General features: G+C 55.4%; 16 protein-coding genes. 10 read left to right on the forward strand and 6 right to left on the reverse strand.

All coding sequences use genetic code 11. The features are described 5' to 3' along the window. Window positions 1–76 precede the first annotated feature (76 nt). Genes BR48_RS0101010 through BR48_RS0101020 form a run of 3 tightly spaced genes read right to left on the reverse strand, consistent with a single transcriptional unit; the run spans window position 77 to window position 3,351 of the window. The gene (locus BR48_RS0101010; protein WP_027229625.1) at window positions 77–1,204 is read right to left on the reverse strand and encodes a M20 family metallopeptidase; all 1,128 of its coding nucleotides are present in this window, start codon (window positions 1,202–1,204) and stop codon (window positions 77–79) included. A gap of 5 nt (window positions 1,205–1,209) precedes the next feature. Next, window positions 1,210–1,980: an aspartate/glutamate racemase family protein gene (locus BR48_RS0101015; RefSeq protein WP_027229626.1), complete on the reverse strand. Its 771-nt coding sequence runs from the start codon at window positions 1,978–1,980 to the stop codon at window positions 1,210–1,212. A gap of 30 nt (window positions 1,981–2,010) precedes the next feature. After that, window positions 2,011–3,351: an alanine racemase gene (locus tag BR48_RS0101020; RefSeq protein WP_051614413.1), complete on the reverse strand. Its 1,341-nt coding sequence runs from the start codon at window positions 3,349–3,351 to the stop codon at window positions 2,011–2,013. Between the two features lie 300 nt (window positions 3,352–3,651). On the opposite strand from BR48_RS0101020, the gene BR48_RS0101025 reads away from it, so the two are divergent. The 6 genes from BR48_RS0101025 to BR48_RS23415 all read left to right on the forward strand — a co-directional run bounded on the left by BR48_RS0101025 (window position 3,652) and on the right by BR48_RS23415 (window position 10,759). After that, window positions 3,652–4,443 (forward strand): ABC transporter substrate-binding protein, encoded by a 792-nt coding sequence (locus BR48_RS0101025; RefSeq protein WP_197030314.1) that lies wholly within the window; start codon window positions 3,652–3,654, stop codon window positions 4,441–4,443. 69 nt (window positions 4,444–4,512) lie between these two features. After that, on the forward strand, window positions 4,513–6,030 hold the full coding sequence (locus BR48_RS0101030) for an amino acid ABC transporter permease/ATP-binding protein (protein ID WP_027229629.1): 1,518 nt from the start codon (window positions 4,513–4,515) through the stop codon (window positions 6,028–6,030). A gap of 14 nt (window positions 6,031–6,044) precedes the next feature. Continuing rightward, complete coding sequence (locus BR48_RS0101035) at window positions 6,045–7,037, forward strand: hypothetical protein (RefSeq protein ID WP_027229630.1); 993 nt, start codon at window positions 6,045–6,047, stop codon at window positions 7,035–7,037. A gap of 96 nt (window positions 7,038–7,133) precedes the next feature. Beyond that, on the forward strand, window positions 7,134–7,601 hold the full coding sequence (locus BR48_RS0101040; RefSeq protein WP_027229631.1) for a RidA family protein: 468 nt from the start codon (window positions 7,134–7,136) through the stop codon (window positions 7,599–7,601). Window positions 7,602–7,623: 22 nt separating this feature from the next. After that, window positions 7,624–8,949 carry an amidase family protein gene (locus BR48_RS0101045; protein WP_245273335.1) on the forward strand — a complete coding sequence of 442 codons (1,326 nt, stop codon included), beginning with the start codon at window positions 7,624–7,626 and terminating at the stop codon, window positions 8,947–8,949. A gap of 304 nt (window positions 8,950–9,253) precedes the next feature. Next, a complete protein-coding gene (locus BR48_RS23415) occupies window positions 9,254–10,759 on the forward strand; it encodes an FAD-dependent monooxygenase (protein WP_081815712.1) in 1,506 nt (501 codons plus the stop codon). 275 nt (window positions 10,760–11,034) lie between these two features. On the opposite strand, the gene BR48_RS0101055 is transcribed toward BR48_RS23415, so the two are convergent. From BR48_RS0101055 to BR48_RS0101065, 3 genes are all read right to left on the reverse strand, one after another. After that, entirely contained in the window at window positions 11,035–11,514 is a 480-nt protein-coding gene (locus BR48_RS0101055; RefSeq protein WP_027229633.1) for a cupin domain-containing protein, read from the reverse strand. A gap of 47 nt (window positions 11,515–11,561) precedes the next feature. Beyond that, window positions 11,562–12,791 carry an alpha/beta fold hydrolase gene (locus BR48_RS0101060; protein WP_027229634.1) on the reverse strand — a complete coding sequence of 410 codons (1,230 nt, stop codon included), beginning with the start codon at window positions 12,789–12,791 and terminating at the stop codon, window positions 11,562–11,564. Between the two features lie 93 nt (window positions 12,792–12,884). After that, complete coding sequence (locus tag BR48_RS0101065) at window positions 12,885–14,231, reverse strand: aspartate aminotransferase family protein (RefSeq protein WP_155810776.1); 1,347 nt, start codon at window positions 14,229–14,231, stop codon at window positions 12,885–12,887. A gap of 185 nt (window positions 14,232–14,416) precedes the next feature. Between BR48_RS0101065 and BR48_RS0101070 the strand changes: the two genes are divergently transcribed. The 4 genes from BR48_RS0101070 (at window position 14,417) to BR48_RS0101085 (ending at window position 18,267) form a co-directional block, all read left to right on the forward strand. Next, complete coding sequence (locus tag BR48_RS0101070; protein ID WP_027229636.1) at window positions 14,417–15,046, forward strand: TetR family transcriptional regulator C-terminal domain-containing protein; 630 nt, start codon at window positions 14,417–14,419, stop codon at window positions 15,044–15,046. 222 nt (window positions 15,047–15,268) lie between these two features. Beyond that, window positions 15,269–16,084 (forward strand): transporter substrate-binding domain-containing protein, encoded by an 816-nt coding sequence (locus BR48_RS0101075; RefSeq protein WP_245273331.1) that lies wholly within the window; start codon window positions 15,269–15,271, stop codon window positions 16,082–16,084. 1 nt (window position 16,085) lies between these two features. After that, complete coding sequence (locus tag BR48_RS0101080) at window positions 16,086–17,117, forward strand: amino acid ABC transporter permease (protein WP_245273332.1); 1,032 nt, start codon at window positions 16,086–16,088, stop codon at window positions 17,115–17,117. 22 nt (window positions 17,118–17,139) lie between these two features. Beyond that, window positions 17,140–18,267 (forward strand): FAD-dependent oxidoreductase, encoded by a 1,128-nt coding sequence (locus BR48_RS0101085; RefSeq protein ID WP_027229639.1) that lies wholly within the window; start codon window positions 17,140–17,142, stop codon window positions 18,265–18,267. Window positions 18,268–18,356 lie beyond the last annotated feature (89 nt).

Here is an 18,356-nt window from a genome sequence, read left to right on the forward strand (position 1 = left end):
TCCGAATTTTCAGCCGAGCCAATCTATGGCTCGGCTTGTGCGAAAGCAATCAGATCAGAGCTAAAGCCTTTAGTTGTTAAGACAGATAGTCTTTCGCAACGCGCTCGAAAATACGCGTTGAGCTTTCAAGCTTCTCAACATAGACATATTCGTCAATCGCACCACTCATTCCAACCTCACCGGGACCGATGATGACCATCGGCAATCCAAGTCGGGGTGCAATTACCGCTCCGTCTGAATAATAGGCAACTCCGGCCGGGCCTGGATCAGCAGTACCCTCGGCTCGGCAGGCTTCAACGCAAAGCCTTGCGAAGGGATGATCATCGGCCGTATCGACCGGCAACTTTAGATCCAACTGTTCGATCGTGATGTTCTCATCGGCGATATCGTGAAACGCCTGAAGAACTTGCTCGGACGACTGACCAGGCACCAACCTGACGTCAACATCCGCAGAAGCATCCCCAGGAATGAGGGGTGTCGACAATCCTCCGCGGATGAGACCAATGTTGATCGTAGGCGGCTTCACATGACGGTGGGCAGGAGCGGAGAGCTTAAGATCGTGTGCCCTGTCCAAATAGCGAGCCAGCCTGATTATTGCGTTCCCCCTATCTCCCGACCGGTCCTCCGAAAATGCGTTGTGCCCATATTCGCCCTTAGCGGAAACCCGCAACCAAAGAGCACCCTTTTCAGTGACAAAGGCACGGTTACCTGTCGGCTCGGAGACCAGCAGGGCGCCCACTCCTTCAAAATGACCATCTTCAACAAGACGGTGAGCGCCCAAGCAATTCGAGTTCTCAGCGGCCGAGAAGGTGAGAAGAAGATCTCCCTTCAAGCGAACACCCGATCGAACGATCTTGAGTGCGGAAACCGTCATAGCCGCCATGCCGCCCTTCATATCGGCTGCCCCTCGGCCGTACAAACGACCGCCGCGAACCTCGCCACCGAACGGATCAACACTCCATCTATCCAGCTCGACGCCGATGGTGTCGAAGTGCGCTGAAAACGCCAATGCAGGCCTCTCACCAGTCCCGGCGATACGAGCTACAAGGTTCGTTCGACCTGGAGCAACTTCATATACAAGCGCTTCGACACCCTCAGATCGTAACTTCTCAGCAACAATCATAGCGGTTAGACGCTCGTTGCCGGGAGGGTCGATAGTATTCTGGGCAATCAGGGCCCTCGTCAGGTCAAGTGTCTCTGTCATATTTTCTACCATTTTTCACGAAGGAGCTGGCCGAAGCCAGGAACTGCCGCAGACCATCCCGTCAGGGTCAGAGCGTGCCAGAAGGCTGCTTGATTGCTAACGATTACTGGCAGACCGGTCGCAGATTCAATCGTCTCGATAACGTTCAGTGCTTTCGTACCGGTGCAGGAGATAAAAATCGCATCTGCTCCCTCAAGGACAGACGCCTTGGCTGCTTCAACGAAGAAATCTGCTGAGATGGAACCTATGGTATGATCGGTGTCATATCCTGCGGCACGGACAGATGTAAACGTGATGCCGTCATCTGCGAGGAAGCGCATTACGTTCTGCGTCATTGACAGAGTATAGGGTGTGACCAGCGCAATTCGCCTGGCACTGAAGGTCTTTAGAGCAGCCAAGACGGCAGTAGCCGGGTTGGTAACTTTGACCCCGGGCCGGCCTCGTCCGACGAGAGCCTCGATCTTGTCGGGTCCTATCAGTGTTGAGGCGGAGGTGCAGCCGAAGACGATAGCGTCAAGACGCGAATCCGGGATGATCAATCCGGCAGCCGGTTCAAGCTCTTCTGCAAGAGCAAGAAAGGTCCGATCGGTGTTTGGCGTTTCCAGGTAAATACGAGTTGAGAAGACGGCGACTGAATCGTCTGGCGTAAGCTTGTGAAAGTCTCGCTCTATCACCGGGTCGGTTGAAAGCACGATCAACCCGATTCGTGCGCGCCAGCCATAAGGCTCCCCGAGTTCGAGAAGGGTCTCATGAAGCACTGGTGAAACATAATTCATATTGTGATGCTCCGGTTAAACGTTGCGCGCTTAAAAGTACGTTCGCAGCGTGCCCGTGACGCGGTGCTTCTCGTCCACGAAGTATATTTGGCGCCATTTATCGAAGGTGGTACATGCATGTGAAATCCCGAAACCGACTAGGTCTCCGACCATCAGCGGGCTGTCTCTCGGAATTTCCAGATACGCGTGCTGATCGTTTAGCCGCGTCACACGATGGCCTTGCGGTATAGGCTCAACGGACGTCATTTTTCCCGGGCGAAACCAGCTAAGCGGTACCGGCAAATCCCAGTCGTGTGACACATCGCGCTTACCCAATGTTGCGAAGGCCAACGTCGCCTCGGGTCGAGACTGGACAGCAGCCCACACTTCCAATGCTCCTTTCGGGGGAGCTTGATTGACTGCCGCCGCGTCTGGCGATCGTTCGCAGATACGCTGAAACGCTCGGGTGTAAGCAATGCTGTCGCTGGTGATGTAGCAACCAGGCCGGATGACGACCTGGCTTTGTCGCGAGCCAGCGAAACTGGAAAGTCTGCGACTACACAAGTCAAAGAATTCCGTGCCCCCAGCCGTTAGCAGAATTTGGTTATCATCGAACAAGCATTCCGCATCACAAAGCTCAGCAAACTCGACAAGTCTATCGATCATCGCGACCACGGCAGACTCGCGAGAGGCATGGTCTTGTCCAGGTGCTATACCCTCGTAACCCTCGACTCCGGCAAGGATAACGAGTGGCTCATCATGGATCGCCTTGGCGAGGGCGAGCGCCTCGGTCAAATCCCGCACGCCGGTTCGGCCCTTCTCTACGCCGATTTCGATCAGCAGCTTAATAGGGCGTGGATCTGCTCGCTCTTTAAGCGCAGCAACGAGCTGCGCGATGCCAGCATGGCTGTCTACCAGAACATAGAAATCGAGAGTGGGATGTTGTTCTGCACAGTCGAGCGTGATCGCAATATTGCCAGTACCGATAAGCTGGTTGGCCAGAATGACACGCTCGATTCCGATATGTGCAAAAAATGCAAGCTGCTGCGCATTGGCAGCAGTCAGACCCCAAACGCCGTCTTCTACTTGCATGAGGTAGACTTCCGGAGAAAGAGTGGTTTTGCCGTGGGGCGCCAGTTTTACGCCGGTCAAGCTCAGATATTGGGACATCCAACGTCGGTTCTGCGCAACTATGTCCTGCCGCAGAAACGCGCATGGCATGGGAAGGTGTGCGTCACCGAGCGCGAAACCTTGCGAACCGATGTCCGCATATGAGCCGTTGAAGCTGTTTGGGAGACCCTTGCAAAGCGCATCGGGCTTCTCTTCGTGAGAATGACCCAGCCACTCCTTCAGTCGCTCTATTTCACCGGCACTTCGGCTATCATTATCCATACCAAGACCTAACAAAAAGACCGCCCGACATGGGCAGGGCTCATCGATCCTACGGTCACGACCTAACGCCGCGTAGCAATAATATCCTTAGAATCTGTCACGAATTCTTACATGTCGCGCATTGTAGATATGGGAGCCGTCACCAACCTTAATATTCAAACGGCCGCCCGAGCTGTAAGAAATCGCAACATCATTGTGAGGAAATGCCGTTTGCATTGAGCATGGGTCTCGTCTTGAACTTCTCGTTGGCCGGAACGTCGGCCGCGGCGCGAGAACCGCACCAACCAGATGAGGAACACGATGAAAGCCTTTTTAACAGCGGCACTTGCCGCCATTCTTTTTGCCGGTCACGCCCAGAGCAGTGAGTTGCCTAGGACCCTGCGCGTTGGCAGCGACATCACTTCGCCGCCTTACATCTATTTCGATGACAACAAGCTTCCCGCCGGCTTTGACGCGGAATTCATGTCTTTGCTTGGTAAAGCAGGTAATTTCAAAATTGAGTTTCTTGATACGCGATTTGAGAACCTTATCCTGGGGATCGGGGCAGACAAGTTTGATGTCATTGCATCTTCGATGTTCATCAAACCAGAACGCGCCAAGCAGATTGACTTCATACCGTATGGCAACGCCGGCCTCGGGTTTGCGTCGCTGGCGACATCGGATTTCAAACCCGAAAACGCTGCAGCGCTTTGCGGCAAGAAAATCGCGATCATCAAAGGTGCTGCGTACATTGATATGATCAGGAACCTTTGCTCCGAGAATGGCAATTCTGTCGACATCCGTGAGTTTCCTAGTTCAGCGGAGGCGTCCCAAGCCGTTCTGTCAGGCAACGTTGATGCTCAAGCGGACGATGCGGCCGTCTTAAAGGTCGCTGAAGACAAGACCGGCGGTCGGTTGGTCATAACCACGAAGGAAGTTTTGTATCCCGTTGTCTTGGGAATCGGAGTTTCGAAATCTCATCCGGAGATGAAAACCACGCTCGAAGCCGCCTTCGATCAGATCAAAGCTGATGGGACATATCAAAAGCTTCTTACAGCTTACAACATCAGTGCACCTACCGAAGCGCAATACAAAGCAGCAATCGGCCAATGACGTAGTGCGGCACAGCGCTATGTGGCGCGTTGTGTCGCCAATAAACTGCGCGGAGGGAGCAGGTGAGATATGGCGAATATCGATTGGCAATACGTAATACAACTCTTTTTGGACGCAGACTTCTGGTGGGCAAGCCTTACCGTAGTAGTACTTTCTGTGCTTACTTGGGGCATCGGACTGATCTTGGGGCTTGGGGTAGCGCTAAGCAAAGATTCAAATTTTGCTGCGTTACGACTAAGTGCATCGGTGTATGTTTGGTTTTTCCGAAGCCTTCCGCTTCTGGTTTTGCTGATTTTCGTCTATAATCTCCCCCAGTTATGGCCCTCTGCTACGACTGTACTTGCAGATCCCTTCAGAGCAGGTTTGATTGCCCTTATCGCGAGCGAAACGGCCTACATTGCCGAAATCCATCGAGGTGGATTGATTGGTGTGCCAAAAGGGCAACACGAAGCCGGGCGCGCCCTCGGAATACGATTCGTCGGCCGCCTGCGTCTGATTATCGTTCCTCAAGCCTTCCGGATTGCGCTGCCGAGTTTGGCTAACGAATTCATAACGATCGTGAAGTTGACGTCTCTAGTCTCGATAATTTCACTCAATGAAATACTATTGGTTGGCCAGCGCCTTTACACTCAAAACTTCAAAGTAGTCGATACGCTCATCGTTGTTGCTGTCTTCTATGTTATGATCGTGACAGTTTTTAACGCGCTTATATCGCTACTAGAGCGACGTCTTGATGTCTCGCAGCGGCGCGCGGTGCTACCTCCGAAGGAAGCGATGGAGGGCTTGCAAACGCTCCCAGCTGTTAATTCGCGCAGATCTACGATTGCACCGGATGCGCCCACCGTCGTTTCCATCGAAGCAGTTGGAAAGAGCTTCGGGGCCAAGAGTGTTCTCTCGGACGTCTCGCTAAAAGTCAGAAAAGGCGAAGTATTGTCAATCATTGGACCGTCTGGATCCGGAAAGACCACACTTATTAGAACGATCAATGCACTGCAAGACATCGACGCAGGCGTTATCAATTTTGATGGAGGAGAATGGCTCAGTGCGGTTTCCGGCTGTTACCGTCGCGCCGCGGATTTTGATGCCAGAATCACGGACATTGGTATGGTATTTCAGAGTTTTAATCTGTTTCCGCACATGAGCGTCCTGGGTAACGTCGCGCTCGCTCTTCGATATCACAACAGGGGCAATCGTGCTTTTGTACGCGAACGGGCAATGTCAGCGCTGGGACGCGTTGAAATGCGCGATCATGCACAGAAGTACCCTCATCAGCTTTCTGGTGGTCAACAACAACGCGTTGCTATCGCCAGGGCGGTAGCTATGGAGCCAAGGGTTATGCTGTTCGACGAGCCCACCTCCGCGCTCGATCCCGAGCTTGTCAATGAGGTTCTGCGAACCATCGAGGCGCTAGCGCTCGATGGTATGACGATGGTGATCGTCACGCATGAGATGCGCTTCGCACGTCGGATCTCCGATCGCATCGTGTTCATGGATAGCGGGCGTATCGTGGCTGATGAGGCGCCTGAGCAACTATTTACCCAAAGTGACGACCGTATCGCTGCTTTCCTGCATCAATCTTCCCATTAAAATGAGGGTAATTAATGCTACCAGAAATCATTACGGAAGAAGAAATTCGACACGCACTGGAATTCGACCAGGATTGTGTCAATACGATCGAGGCGGCGTTCGCTTCTCTTGCGGGAGAAAGCATTGTCATTATGCCGCCGGTCATGCAGATCAACATTGAAGATGTACACGGTCAGACTTGTGTCAAATCGGCGTACACTGTTGGTGCACCATATTTTGCCGTCAAGCTTGCAAGCACATTTCATAAAAACCACAATCTCAACCTGCCAAGCGCCAGCGGGCTAATGTTAATTTGCAGCGGCTCGAGCGGCAGGGTTGAATGCATCTTGCTAGACAACGGATACCTGACAGCGCTACGAACGCAGGCTGCAGGAGCAGTCGTGGCTCGGCATCTTTCTCGACCGGAATCTAAAATTGTTGGAATTGTAGGCGCCGGAAGACAAGCTCGCCTTCAGCTCGCCGCATTGAAGACGGTTCGCCCAATCGAACGTGCTCGAGTGTGGAGCGTAGACAGCGATGTAAATCGGCAATTCGCTCGCGTTATGTCCCAGCAGCTTGGCATCGAAGTCGAAGTAGTCAGAGATGCCGAGAGCGCCGTCCGTGGCGCAGACATTGTCGTTACTGCGACGCCAGCCAAACAGCCGATAGTTAAGTCGGAATGGCTCTCGGCCGGACAGCACATCACGGCTATGGGTGCCGATGCTCCGGGCAAGTCTGAACTCCATCCCGAGGTTTTAGCGTCGGTTACGCGTTACGTTTGTGATCGAGTGCAACAGTGCCGCAATCTATCGGAGCTAAGCGCGGCTATAGCAGCGGGTGTGATCGCTTCTGATTTTCCAGCAGTGGAACTGGCTGACGTTATCTCAGGATCTGTAACTGGACGGGGAAGCGACACCGACATTACCGTCGCGGACCTGACTGGGCTTGGTGTGCAGGATACTGCCATCGCGCTCCTCGCTTGGGCGCGCGTCAGAGAGTCTCGCGGACTTAACAAAGTGTCAGGCTGATTATGTGGAAGAGCTGCCGATTCCGGTGGCTTCCTCTGATCTAAGGTCTGCGAGTACAGGGGCGTGGAAAGCCACCGGTTTGAAAGGAACGCTTCTATGACCAAATCAATCCCCGAACTGCGACTGCAGGAACTGGGACTTAAATTGCCAGTTCCTCCTAAACCCGTCGCCAATTATACCGCTTTCAAGAAGGCGGGACCGCTCCTCTTCCTCTCGGGACAGGTGCCATATGACGCGGATGGCGTGGCTTTGAAAGGAACGTTAGGTAAGGATGTTTCTGTCGAAGAAGGCTATGCTTGCGCGCGCGTCTGCGCGCTACAACTAATAGCGGTCGCAAAGCTAGCCGTCGGAGATTTATCTAAGCTGTCGGTGACGAATGTCCGCGGCATGGTTAATGCAACGCCGGATTTTGCGGACCACCCCCATGTGGTGAATGGGGCGTCAGATCTTTTTGTTGATGTTTTCGGTGACGCCGGACGCCACGCTCGTTCCGCATTTGGTGCCGGTTCGTTGCCAAGCAACGTGGTCGTAGAAGTGGAGGCGATTTTTGAACTTCTTGAGTGAGGGCCCGATCTCAGCGCTTGCGGTGCTGTCCAAGTTAGAAAGGGGCGAGCTTTCGTCGGTTGAGCTCGTTTCATCAATCATCAATCGCGTAGAGAAGGGATTACCAGACTACCGAAATGCATTTCTCCGGTTCAACCCAGACGAAGTCTTAGCGGCAGCACGGTCTGCCGACCGTGAGCGGCGACGCGGTAGTCGACTCCCGTTAATGGGTTTGCCAGTGTCTACGAAAGACCTTTTCGACGTGAGCGGGCAAGTTACGACTGCAGGTTCAACGGTGCTTCGCGGGAATGAGCCGGCGGAAACTGATGCGGAGGCTGTCGGTATGCTCCGTAGCGCGGGCGCTGTAAACATTGGGAGAACCCATATGTCTGAGTTTGCTTACTCGGCGTTGGGCACGAATTTCCACAGCCCACCGCTGCGAGGGCCATGGCGCCGCGACGCGGATAATGATCGTGGTCACGCGCCGGGGGGATCGACATCCGGTGGAGCTGTCGCGGTGGCAAGCGGGCTGTCAGTTGCAGAACTTGGTACAGACACCGGCGGCTCGACGCGAATACCGGCTGCGTTTTGCGGTATAGCCGGCTGGCGACCCTCTCAGGGGCGAATCTCTACAAAGGGCGCATTTGCCTTAGCCGTCAGCTTCGATACGCCGGGAGTTTTGGCCGCTACAGTAGCCGATTGCCAAATGCTGGACAGCATCTTAACCGGTCGTTCGGTCTGGAGTGCACCCATTCTTGACTTCCCTTCAATACGTATAGGGCTACTGCGGGGTATGCCGATGGGGGGGCTCGACGCTGCGGTCGAGAAGAGCTTCAGCGACGCAATCGACACGCTTAACCGAGCAGGGCTAAGTATATCGGAAACCGGTCAGTACGACTGGGAAGCTCCGTCCACAGCATTGCGCGAAGGCCAGATCACCGCTGTGGAGGCGCTGGCTCATCATGGATCACTTTTCAGCAGATCGGACGAATACGATCCTAGAGTCGTCGCTCGGATGCGTGCGGGAGAGGCCGTCAGAGCAACTGACTATCTGCTCGCTAAGCAGAAGATTTCTCGACTTCGTTCATTGTACGACGAACTGACTCGGGACGTCGACGCCATTGCGCTTCCAACTGTTTCGATCTTACCCCCGAGACTTGCGGAGTTGGACGACGACAGTACTTTCTTCGTAGCGAACGCCGCTGCTCTCAGAAACACTTTGATCGCCAGTATTCTGGATGTTCCGGCGATCTCAATCCCAATATCTGTTCCTCCGGACGCGCCCGTAGGGTTAATGTTAATGGGCAGGCGCAGCGATGACGTGCGACTTCTGCGCCTGGCCTGCCGGATCGAGCGCGAAATCAGGTAACTGCGGTCTACTTTAAGTAACCCCGCCAAGTCTTTTATGATCGTGCGAGCAGGCATCAACCACAGCCCGATTGGCGAATGTGAGTTCGTGTAAAGGTGTGCAAGATTCGCATTGGCGCTAGAAAAGTTCCATAATTTAGCTTATGCCGCAAAGTTCTGTAGCGGCAAAGTTAAAATGTCCGGTATTTGCAATTTAGAAATGTCGTTATGACAACCCTCCCGCCTCGTTGCAACGAGTGATGGGAAGTGATTTTGGTACTGGTTTTAACACCGGCGAAAATCTCTGTCAGTGAGGGGGAAAGACGATGACTGTTTCAATACTAATCTGCGGTGCAGGCCCTGTGGGCCTTACCTTGGCTATCGAGCTGACCCGGTTTGGCGTTCCTGTCAGGATTATCGACAAGTCACCGACGCGTACCGACAAATCCAAAGCTCTTGTGCTCTGGAGCCGCTCTCTCGAGCTTTTTGAAGGCTCGGGGCTAACACCGGCATTTATTGCGGCGGGCGGCAGCAAGGTGCGGGCCGCACAAATCATGAATGGAGAGCGACAACTTGCTTCGGTTAATTTCGATGAGCTCGATACGTCCTATCCTTACGCGTTGATGATCCCGCAAAGCGAAACCGAGCGAGTACTGGAAGAGCATCTCAACCACTTGGGCGTCAGGGTAGAGCGAGGCGTCGAACTTACCAAGTTCACCGAAGCGGGCGGAAAAATCACTGCAAGCACCGTCTCCAATGGTTCGGTAAGCGAAATCGAGGCAGATTGGCTTATCGGTTGCGATGGAGCTCATTCAGTTGTCCGTCACAGCCTGGGCTTCGAATTCTCCGGGTCCACGCAGATGAGCGACTGGGCGCTTGCAGACGTACATCTCGAAGGCAATGTCTCGTCAGACACACTTCAGATCGGCTGGCATTCCGATGGAATTCTCGCGCTATTCCCCATGGGGTCGGGGCGGTTTCGCGTGATTGCCGATCTCGGGCCCGTTCAGGGCACAAACAAACGCGGTGACCCCACCATCCGCGACGTTCAGGAGCTGATCAATCGGCGCGGTCCCCGGGATATCAGGGTTACAGATCCCGTCTGGCTTACTTGCTTTCGCATCAACGAGCGCAAGGTGAAGGACTACAATCGCGCAAACATCTTTCTCGCAGGCGATGCCGCCCATGTTCACAGTCCTGCCGGCGGTCAAGGCATGAACACAGGGATGCAGGATGCCTTTAATCTTGCCTGGAAACTGGCACTGGTATGCAGTGGCGCAGGCAACCAAGACCTGCTTGCTACCTACTCACTTGAACGCAGTGCCGTTGGCGAAATGGTATTGCGAAATGCCAGCCGGATGACCGCCGCAGCCCTATTGCGCAACCTGGTCGCCCAGGAAATCCGCAATGATCTCGTCCATTTGCTTTTAAGCTTTTCGAGCGTCCAGCGACGCGCCGTGCGCACCTTTGCCGAAACGGATATCGCCTATCCGAAAAGCCCCCTGAGTGTCACCGTCCTCAACGGAAATGCGGATGACGGTCCTGCCGCGGGGGAACGGGTTTCCCCCGCCCTCGAAGGACTATCCCAGGCGATAGTCGGTGAGAATGCGCGGTTCATGATCGCAGCAGATGAAAACGACGCCCAGGTTCTGCATGCAGAATATCCCCATATGACGAGCACCCCTTCCGATGGCTCGCCCTTCCACTCAGGACTTCGTGTCATCCGTCCGGATGGATATGTCGGTCTGCTCACTGAAAGCGGTGATCTGGCAAGTGCACGGCGATATTTGAGTGCATTTCAGAACAGGGCTAAGGTCGAACCCTTTTTTTGAAAATGCCGATAAGCCGATTTCAGCGATAATGTCTACAATCCCGATTAATTTCTATGGTACGTCTCGAACGGGGTGGACTACAGACCTGTCATTCCCCTCTCATTCCGAGTGATAATTTGCACAATAACAGAAATTAAAGCGACCAAACTAACAACGGCTGCTTCGCGCCCTGGATGCAGACATTGTAACAAAATTGCAGAATGCCAAAAGCGGACGATCGAAAACATACCAGAAACTGGCTCCTGTCAGAACCAAAGCGACTTGGAATCTAAAGCCTAAGTCGGTATGTCGGTAGGCTTCAGCGGTGCCCCAAGGAATTCCATCCCCCATTGCGCGCCGAAGCGGTTCAGCGCGGCCTTGTCGGGTATTCCGGTCGCCATGACTAACCCTAGCTCAGTAAAAAACGCGGCTGCATCCAAGGCAGGTGTGATGAGAACGTACTGCCGTGCCGGCTTGTCAGTGACATTTACAAATCCATGCTCGGCTCCGCCGGGAATGCTGACAACATCGCCCACCTCGGCGTAGAAGCGGCGTCCGTCGACCTCGTACAAGTAGCGCCCCTCCAGCACTCTGAATATTTCGGCCTCGCGATGTCGGTGTCGGGGTGGGCCAAAGCCAGGATCATTGATCGTCTCAATAATTGAGAAGGCGCCGTCGCTTGCAGAGGGTGGAAAGCGAACGTGAAGGACAAGTCCAATCGCGGGGATCGAAAGAACGGGTTCGGATGCATCGGAATACCGAAATTCAATAGTCATAGGCGTACCTTCGTTTTCGTTAGCGAAAAGCGTCGCATGGTTGCAGGTTAACGCTTCAAAATGTCATCCAGCCAGTCGAAAATGCGCTGTTCGGTAAGTGCACGCGCCATCGGTTGGCAGTGAAAATTAGCGCCCTCCGCAGCTGTAAAAGATGAAAGCATTTTCTCGCCAGGCAGCATGGCAGCGAGCTGTTTGGCCTGACCCGGCCAGAACTGTTCGTCCTCCGGATCAGAGATGAACATCGGTGTCTGGATGCGACCAACGACCTTGGTCAGATTGTATTGCAAGACTTCCTGGAGTGTCTTGAAGTATCCGTCTTGCCGGTAAGGCCTGGCGCGGAAATTCCACATCCTGGACGTGGCACCCGACAGTTTCATACCGACGGACATCTCGATATCGAACAGCCGCTCGTTGCCTTCGGCAAGCAGCTTCTTCAGCCCTGAGGGCAGATGTTCTATCCAGGACGTCGAGACGTCGACGACACCAGGATCGACGACTGCTGCGGTAATTCGATGCTCGAACGCCAGTGCACGCGGTACCCAGTAACCGGCTTGGCTCACACCGTATATAGCAAGGCGATGCGAACCGACGTCGTCTCGTCGGAGAAGGAAATCAACCACAGGTGTAATTACTGCCTCCCAATCGAAACGGAAGGGCAAGGCCTTTTCGAACAGGAGCGACTGCTGGCCTGGCCCATCAAACATCAGGACCACGTAGCCTCGAGCCAGGGCAGCCTTGGCACAACCCCAGAGGCCGCTGAGTGTGCCGTCACTACCACTCACGAGAATTATGCAGCATTTCAACTCCTTCCCAGTTGGCTTGAACAGATACCCTGGCAAGGTCATCCCCTCATAGGGAATTTCCACTCGCTCCGTGTTTATCGATGTTGCGTCGATGAAATTGTCCCAGGCCTCGCGATGTAGCCGGAAAACCGGTACCAGTAGTTCATCACTTTCTAGTCGGTCTATGCAGCCAAGAGCGACACCGTAATATGTCGAGGCGCGCAAATAAGCATCGGCTGCACTGATATGATGACCGCCCGCCAGACTTTCATCTGCAATCGCCCGGACCCGATCGCCGAGTGCCATCCATCGCTCGAACCAATCCTGGGGTTCTCCCTGGTCGGCCTCTGCGATAGTCGACAGAATCTCGCCCGTATCCGCGGCACCTGAAGTCACCTTTCCAAGGGTGGTGCGAACCTCGAAGTCGAGATCGGGATCCGTGTAAAATCCTGAGCTGAAAATACGATTGGGATGAGAAAACGGGATTCCGATCATTCACTCCTCCTCGAATTCCGGAGAGTCGAGTTTCTCAGATTCAGTGGAATGCTCAAGGGTATGAGAGCATTCCCATCGCAACTCTTTACAATCTCAGCTGACGGATTCCACGGCGCTGATTATAGAGCTCGTCAACGTATCGACAAGTTCACTCAGCTCGTCATCGCTTGCGTTGTAGGGCGGAGCGACAATCACCGTGTCGCCGCTGATTCCATCGACATTGCCCGCACAGGGATAAACGATCAGACCATGCTCAAAGGCGGTCGAACCGATGCGTGCGTGAAGCTGCAGCTGATGGTCGAACGGCACCTTGGTTTCTGGATCGGCGACAAGTTCAATGCCGATGAAATACCCTCTTCCCCTGATGTCGCCAACCTCCGGAATATGCCGCATGGCTGCGCGCAGCTCGTCCTGCAAGCGCGCACCACGGGTCGCGACATGTTCGATGAGGCCCTCGCGCTGGATCAGTTTTTGGACCGCGAGACCCGCGGCGCAGGCAGCGGTGTGGCCAGTGAAAGTATGGCCGGTTTGGGGTCCCCCATGGACCTGGTCGATGGCATCAGCAATCTGACGGCTGTAAAGTGTTGCGCCGAGCGGAATGTAGCCTGCCGCAAGACCCTTGGCGATCGCCATGATATCTGGACGGACGCCCTCTGGCTCCAGCGCCCGGAATGTTCCGACGCGGCCTGAGCCGCACATCACCTCGTCTGCAATCAGCAGCACGTTGTGTCGGTCACAAATGTTGCGGATCGCTTTGGCGTAGCCAGCCGGTGCGGGAACAACGCCGCCAGCGGCGCCAACGACGGGCTCGAAGATAAAAGCCGCAACGTTGTCGGCACCGATGCGAAGAATTTCCGCCTCCAGCTCATCAGCGAGATAATGAGCGAGCCCTTCCGAGGTCACGCCAGCCGCCCGTCGATAGTCGTTGGCCGCGGAGACGAATGAAACGTCGAGCAGGCTCCCCTCGAAGGATGCGCGGCGTGACTTGAAGTCGGAGACAGAAAGGGCACCGAGCGTGTTGCCGTGCCAGGAGCGACGGCGGGCGATAAAGCGGCGCTTTTTTGGCTGCCCTACCGCGGACCAGAACTGCAGTGCGATTTTAAGACAGGATTCCACGGCCTCCGAGCCACTTGAGACAAAGATCACTCTTTCGAAAGAGTCATTGGTCTTGCGCAGCACGAGCTCCTGGAGTTCGTCGGAAGCGTCGCTGGTGAACGTGTAACGGTAGGCATGCGCAATTTGATCCATCTGCGTCCGGATAGCCGAGTTGACTTCCTCGTTGGCGTGACCGATCGCATAGACCGCCGGACCGCCGGAGCCATCGAGATAACGCTTGCCATCGACGTCATAAACGTAAGAGCCTCGGCCATACGCGATGCGCGGCATTTGCTCGACACCAAAACTGCTAACGGTTGGCTTCAAATTGGATCGAATGGACATTGCATTTCCTCTCATGCTCTCGCCGGATTGCAGCCGGCAGTGCTCAACAAGGCCGGGTGTTCGAACACCGTGCCCAAAACAAACTGCAAACGACGTCAGGCTGGCAAATCGTCCGTCCGCTTGGTATGAGCTAACAGAAACTGAACTATCGTTCAATAGTAGACGCATTGGAAGGCTGGCTTGAAATGGACCGACAAAACAAATTCGAAAGAAAGCTGCCAGACGACCGTCGTCGAATTCTGATCGAGGCGACGCTGAAGTGCCTGTCAGAGGAAGGCTGGGAGGGTCTTTCGGTTCGCAAAATCAGTGCCGCCGCCGGTATCTCGATTGGCCTCATTAATCATCACTACGAAAGCAAAGAACAGTTGGTTGTCCAGGCCTATGAGAGCTTGACGATGTCGCTGCTCGACGTCGCCCGGGATGCGGTTGAAACGGCTGGGAGCGGCGCTCGAGAGCAGGTGAGCGCAATGATAGGATCCTTGCTAGCCGCCCCTATGTTCGACCCGGGTACGCTCCGATGCTGGTTGGTGTTCTGGGGTATGATGAAGAAGGGTAACGTCTTCAGGGACGTTCACGACCGCACCTATGGCGAGTATCGCACCTTTGTCGAGGACCTCCTAAGCCGCCTTGCAACAGAGCGGGCGGTACCGCTGCTGGACGTCCGGCTCGCAGCCATTGGCCTGCTCGCCTTGATCGATGGCCTCTGGATCGAATGGTGTCTGAACGACGAGACATTCAGCAATGCCGAGGCCGTCAGGCTGTGCGAAACCTGGATCGATTCCCTGATCCTGCGAACGACGCCTGGCAGGGTTTGATTGCTCATGACCACCGTTGTTGAACGATCGTTAAGTTTCTCGTTGACAAGCGGTCGTATTTTTCTATTCTTCGTATTGTAGCGATCGGCATAAGGCCGGTTGTGGGTCGGCTAGTACGCTTCGTCGCACTCGACTGAGATCAATCTTTCAAAACGGACGCCTCAAGCGCCCGAGCGACGGTTGATGCGCGCAGGCAGGGGCGAGCATATGAGGGGAATGGACATGCGCAGATTTGCATTGACGATAGCATTGATGACCCTCGTCGCGCCGGCCTTTGCTGGGGAGACGCTGGACCGGGTAATGGGCAGCAAGATACTGACCATGTCGTCGGACGCGGAATATCCGCCGCAATCCTTCCTCAACGACAAGAACGAGATGGATGGTTTCGACATCGACGTCGGCAAGGAGATCGCAAGACGTCTGGGTGTTGCGCTGAAAATCGTGACGCCGGGATGGGATGTCATCACCGCTGGCGGGTGGGCCGGTCGCTGGGACGTTTCCATCGGTTCGATGGCGGCGACGCCGGAGCGTGCGAAAGTCTTGAATTTTCCGGCTATCTATTACTTCACGCCAGCATCGTTCGCGGTCCACAAGGACTCCAACATCACTACAATTGGCGAGTTGAATGACAGAGTAATCGGCGTCTGCACGGGCTGCAGCTATGAATCCTATTTGCAAAAGAATCTGAAACTCGATGCGCCTGGAGTTCCCCCGTTCACCTATCAGGTCACGGCGAAAGAGATCAAATCCTACGAGACCGACACCAACGCTTACGACGACCTTAGGCTCGGCCAGGGTGTGCGGCTCGAAGCCGTGCTGTCCGCGCTGCCGACACTGCGCGAAGCGATAAAAAAGGGGTATCCGATGAAGGTGATTGGCGATCCTGTGTTCTACGAGCCGCTGGCTGTCGCGACAGATAAGGGTGATCCCGAGTTCGATGCAAAGATCACCGAGGCCGTCGACGCCATGCGAAAGGACGGTACGCTAAAGGCGCTGTCGGAGAAATGGTATGGCGTCGACCTGACTTCGGTGAAGTAATATGAGCATGGCTATGGGTCTGGCGACTGCGCGCGGGGAAGGTCGAGTGCACTGGCGCGAAATCAGGCCATCTCCAGGCGAGGCCGTTGTGGTTCTCGTGTTGGCAATGGCGCTTGCCGCACTGGGACTTGGCGATACTAAACTCGGGGCGCTAGTTGCTCCGTTGATCGGCGCCGGGCCGGGTAGCAACGCCGGGCTTCTGCTCGATGCCATGACCGGTTTGCTGATTGCTGGGGCGGTCTTGGCGAATCTGATCTTGCTCAGGCTCCTGCCCTTCACGGTCCAGGTCGGTGTGATCTGGATTGAGCTTGTCCTGCTGTTTGTGGCCTTCATCGGAAGTTTTGACCGGGACTTCGGAGTCTGGTTCCAGGTCAACGAGTCAGGCACGTCCAACATTGCCTTTCTGATAACCACGGGCGCGGTGACAACGCTCTATGTTTCGCTCATCTCTATCATCTTCGCATCCTTCCTAGCCATGGCAGCGGCACTGGGTCGTCTCTCCAAGAACGGAGCCGCCTATGGCGCCGCGGCCTTCTACATCTCCTTCTTTCGTGGCACGCCGCTCTTGCTGCAGGTCTACCTGATCTATATCGGCCTGCCGCAACTGGGTCCCCAGTTCGCGCTTGATGCGGTACCCTCAGGCGTGTTGGCGCTCTCGCTCTGCTACGGCGCCTACATGGCAGAAATTTTTCGCGCCGGAATTCTCGGCGTGCCGCGAGGCCAGTCCGAAGCGGCGCTGGCGCTTGGACTGCCATCCGGGCTGATATTTCGCAAGATCGTCTTTCCCCAGGCAATGCGGCTGATCGTGCCACCCACGGGCAACCAGTTCATCGCGATGCTGAAAGATTCCGCTCTCGTCTCCGTCATGGGTGTCTGGGAATTGACCAAAACAGCACAGATCGTCGGCAAGCGTGACTTTAAGGTCTTCGAGATGCTGATCGCTGCGGCGCTTGTCTACTGGGTCATGTCCATCTGTCTTGAGCTCATACAATCACGCCTTGAAAGCTACTTTGGCAAAGGTAGCGAACGCTAACATCATTGAACGAGTAGACCGCATGACCTATGACATCATCATCGTCGGTGCCGGTATTTTCGGCCTCTCGACTGCTTACGAACTTGCGCGACGCGGACGTCGGGTCCTTGCAATCGACAGGTTCGGCAGCGGTCATCCAGCAACCTCCTCGACCGGCGCATCACGCAGCATTCGCATCGCCTATGATCATCCCTTCTATGTCGATCTGGCGCTCGAGGCGATAGACAGCTGGCATCGGCTGGAAAGCGAGACTGGACGGAAGATCCTTCATCTGACCGGCCAGATCGACATCGGACCTCAAGGCAAGCTGGAAGACCTGGCGCGCATCGTTCGCTCCGCCGGAGCAGCGATCGAGAGTGTCGATTCAGCCGAAGTCCACCGACTTTTCCCAGAGATCGTGCTCGCTACGGGAGAGGTTGCACTCTTTCAGCGCCAGGCTGGAACGGTGCTCGCCGACGCAGGCATGGCAGCACTCCTTCTTGCGGCCCAGCGTGCTGGCGTAACCTATCTCGCACCCATGCGGGTCACAAGGATCGAGATGGGCGAGACCGTGGTCAAGGTCCATACCGAGGGTCGACGCTTCGAGGCGGCGCAAGTGGTCGTGGCCGCGGGTCCCTGGGCCAAGGAACTTCTCGGCGAAGCCGGATTGAACCTTCCGCTCGCGCCGGCCGTGGCGCAGGTCACCTTTCTCGACGCGCCACTCCTCGTCGATCGCCCTGGGATCGCAGAATGGAGACCAAATGGCGAGACCGGCATTTACGGCCACCCTGTGCCGGGTATCGGCTACAAGATTGCCTTCGACGCGGGCGCCGAGGGATGGCAGCCCGACGTCGAGGAATGGCAGCCCGATCTTATAGAGGAGAAGCGCATCCTGAATTGGCTTACCCGGCGCATGCCGTCGGTGGCGCCAAAAGTCAGCCGTACACAGCGGCATCCCTGGACGATGACGCCCGACGTCGATTTCATCGTCGACCGCCACGGTCCGATCATCGTAGCCTGCGGCTGCTCTGGTCATGCTTTTAAGTTCGGCCCGGCGCTGGGGCGCTTTGTGGCTGACATCGTCGAGGGTGGCAGTGCGCCCGATCTAACGCGTCTCGATCGCATGGGTCTTAAGCAGGTCGCCTCGGCAAGCGCGCCTATAACTCGATAGCGAGCTAGAGGTCGAAGATATTACCGATGCATTGCTCAGAGCGGTCTGTCTGCCATCCGCCCCATTTCGATGCTTGTCCCGAGTTCCGT

Source organism: Phyllobacterium sp. UNC302MFCol5.2 (assembly GCF_000686005.1).
GTDB lineage: Bacteria > Pseudomonadota > Alphaproteobacteria > Rhizobiales > Rhizobiaceae > Phyllobacterium > Phyllobacterium pellucidum.

Excerpts from the sequence above, each read along its gene's own strand:
- BR48_RS0101015 (WP_027229626.1), bottom strand. The coding sequence starts at position 1,980 with ATGAATTATGTTTCACCAGTGCTTCATGAGACCCTTCTCGAACTCGGG.
- BR48_RS0101070 (WP_027229636.1), top strand. The coding sequence starts at position 14,417 with ATGGACCGACAAAACAAATTCGAAAGAAAGCTGCCAGACGACCGTCGT.
- BR48_RS0101040 (WP_027229631.1), top strand. The coding sequence starts at position 7,134 with ATGACCAAATCAATCCCCGAACTGCGACTGCAGGAACTGGGACTTAAA.
- BR48_RS0101030 (WP_027229629.1), top strand. The coding sequence starts at position 4,513 with ATGGCGAATATCGATTGGCAATACGTAATACAACTCTTTTTGGACGCA.
- BR48_RS0101085 (WP_027229639.1), top strand. The coding sequence starts at position 17,140 with ATGACCTATGACATCATCATCGTCGGTGCCGGTATTTTCGGCCTCTCG.
- BR48_RS0101035 (WP_027229630.1), top strand. The coding sequence starts at position 6,045 with ATGCTACCAGAAATCATTACGGAAGAAGAAATTCGACACGCACTGGAA.
- BR48_RS0101010 (WP_027229625.1), bottom strand. The coding sequence starts at position 1,204 with ATGACAGAGACACTTGACCTGACGAGGGCCCTGATTGCCCAGAATACT.
- BR48_RS0101060 (WP_027229634.1), bottom strand. The coding sequence starts at position 12,791 with ATGATCGGAATCCCGTTTTCTCATCCCAATCGTATTTTCAGCTCAGGA.
- BR48_RS0101020 (WP_051614413.1), bottom strand. The coding sequence starts at position 3,351 with ATGGATAATGATAGCCGAAGTGCCGGTGAAATAGAGCGACTGAAGGAG.
- BR48_RS0101065 (WP_155810776.1), bottom strand. The coding sequence starts at position 14,231 with ATGTCCATTCGATCCAATTTGAAGCCAACCGTTAGCAGTTTTGGTGTC.
- BR48_RS0101055 (WP_027229633.1), bottom strand. The coding sequence starts at position 11,514 with ATGACTATTGAATTTCGGTATTCCGATGCATCCGAACCCGTTCTTTCG.
- BR48_RS23415 (WP_081815712.1), top strand. The coding sequence starts at position 9,254 with ATGACTGTTTCAATACTAATCTGCGGTGCAGGCCCTGTGGGCCTTACC.
- BR48_RS0101080 (WP_245273332.1), top strand. The coding sequence starts at position 16,086 with ATGAGCATGGCTATGGGTCTGGCGACTGCGCGCGGGGAAGGTCGAGTG.
- BR48_RS0101025 (WP_197030314.1), top strand. The coding sequence starts at position 3,652 with ATGAAAGCCTTTTTAACAGCGGCACTTGCCGCCATTCTTTTTGCCGGT.
- BR48_RS0101075 (WP_245273331.1), top strand. The coding sequence starts at position 15,269 with ATGCGCAGATTTGCATTGACGATAGCATTGATGACCCTCGTCGCGCCG.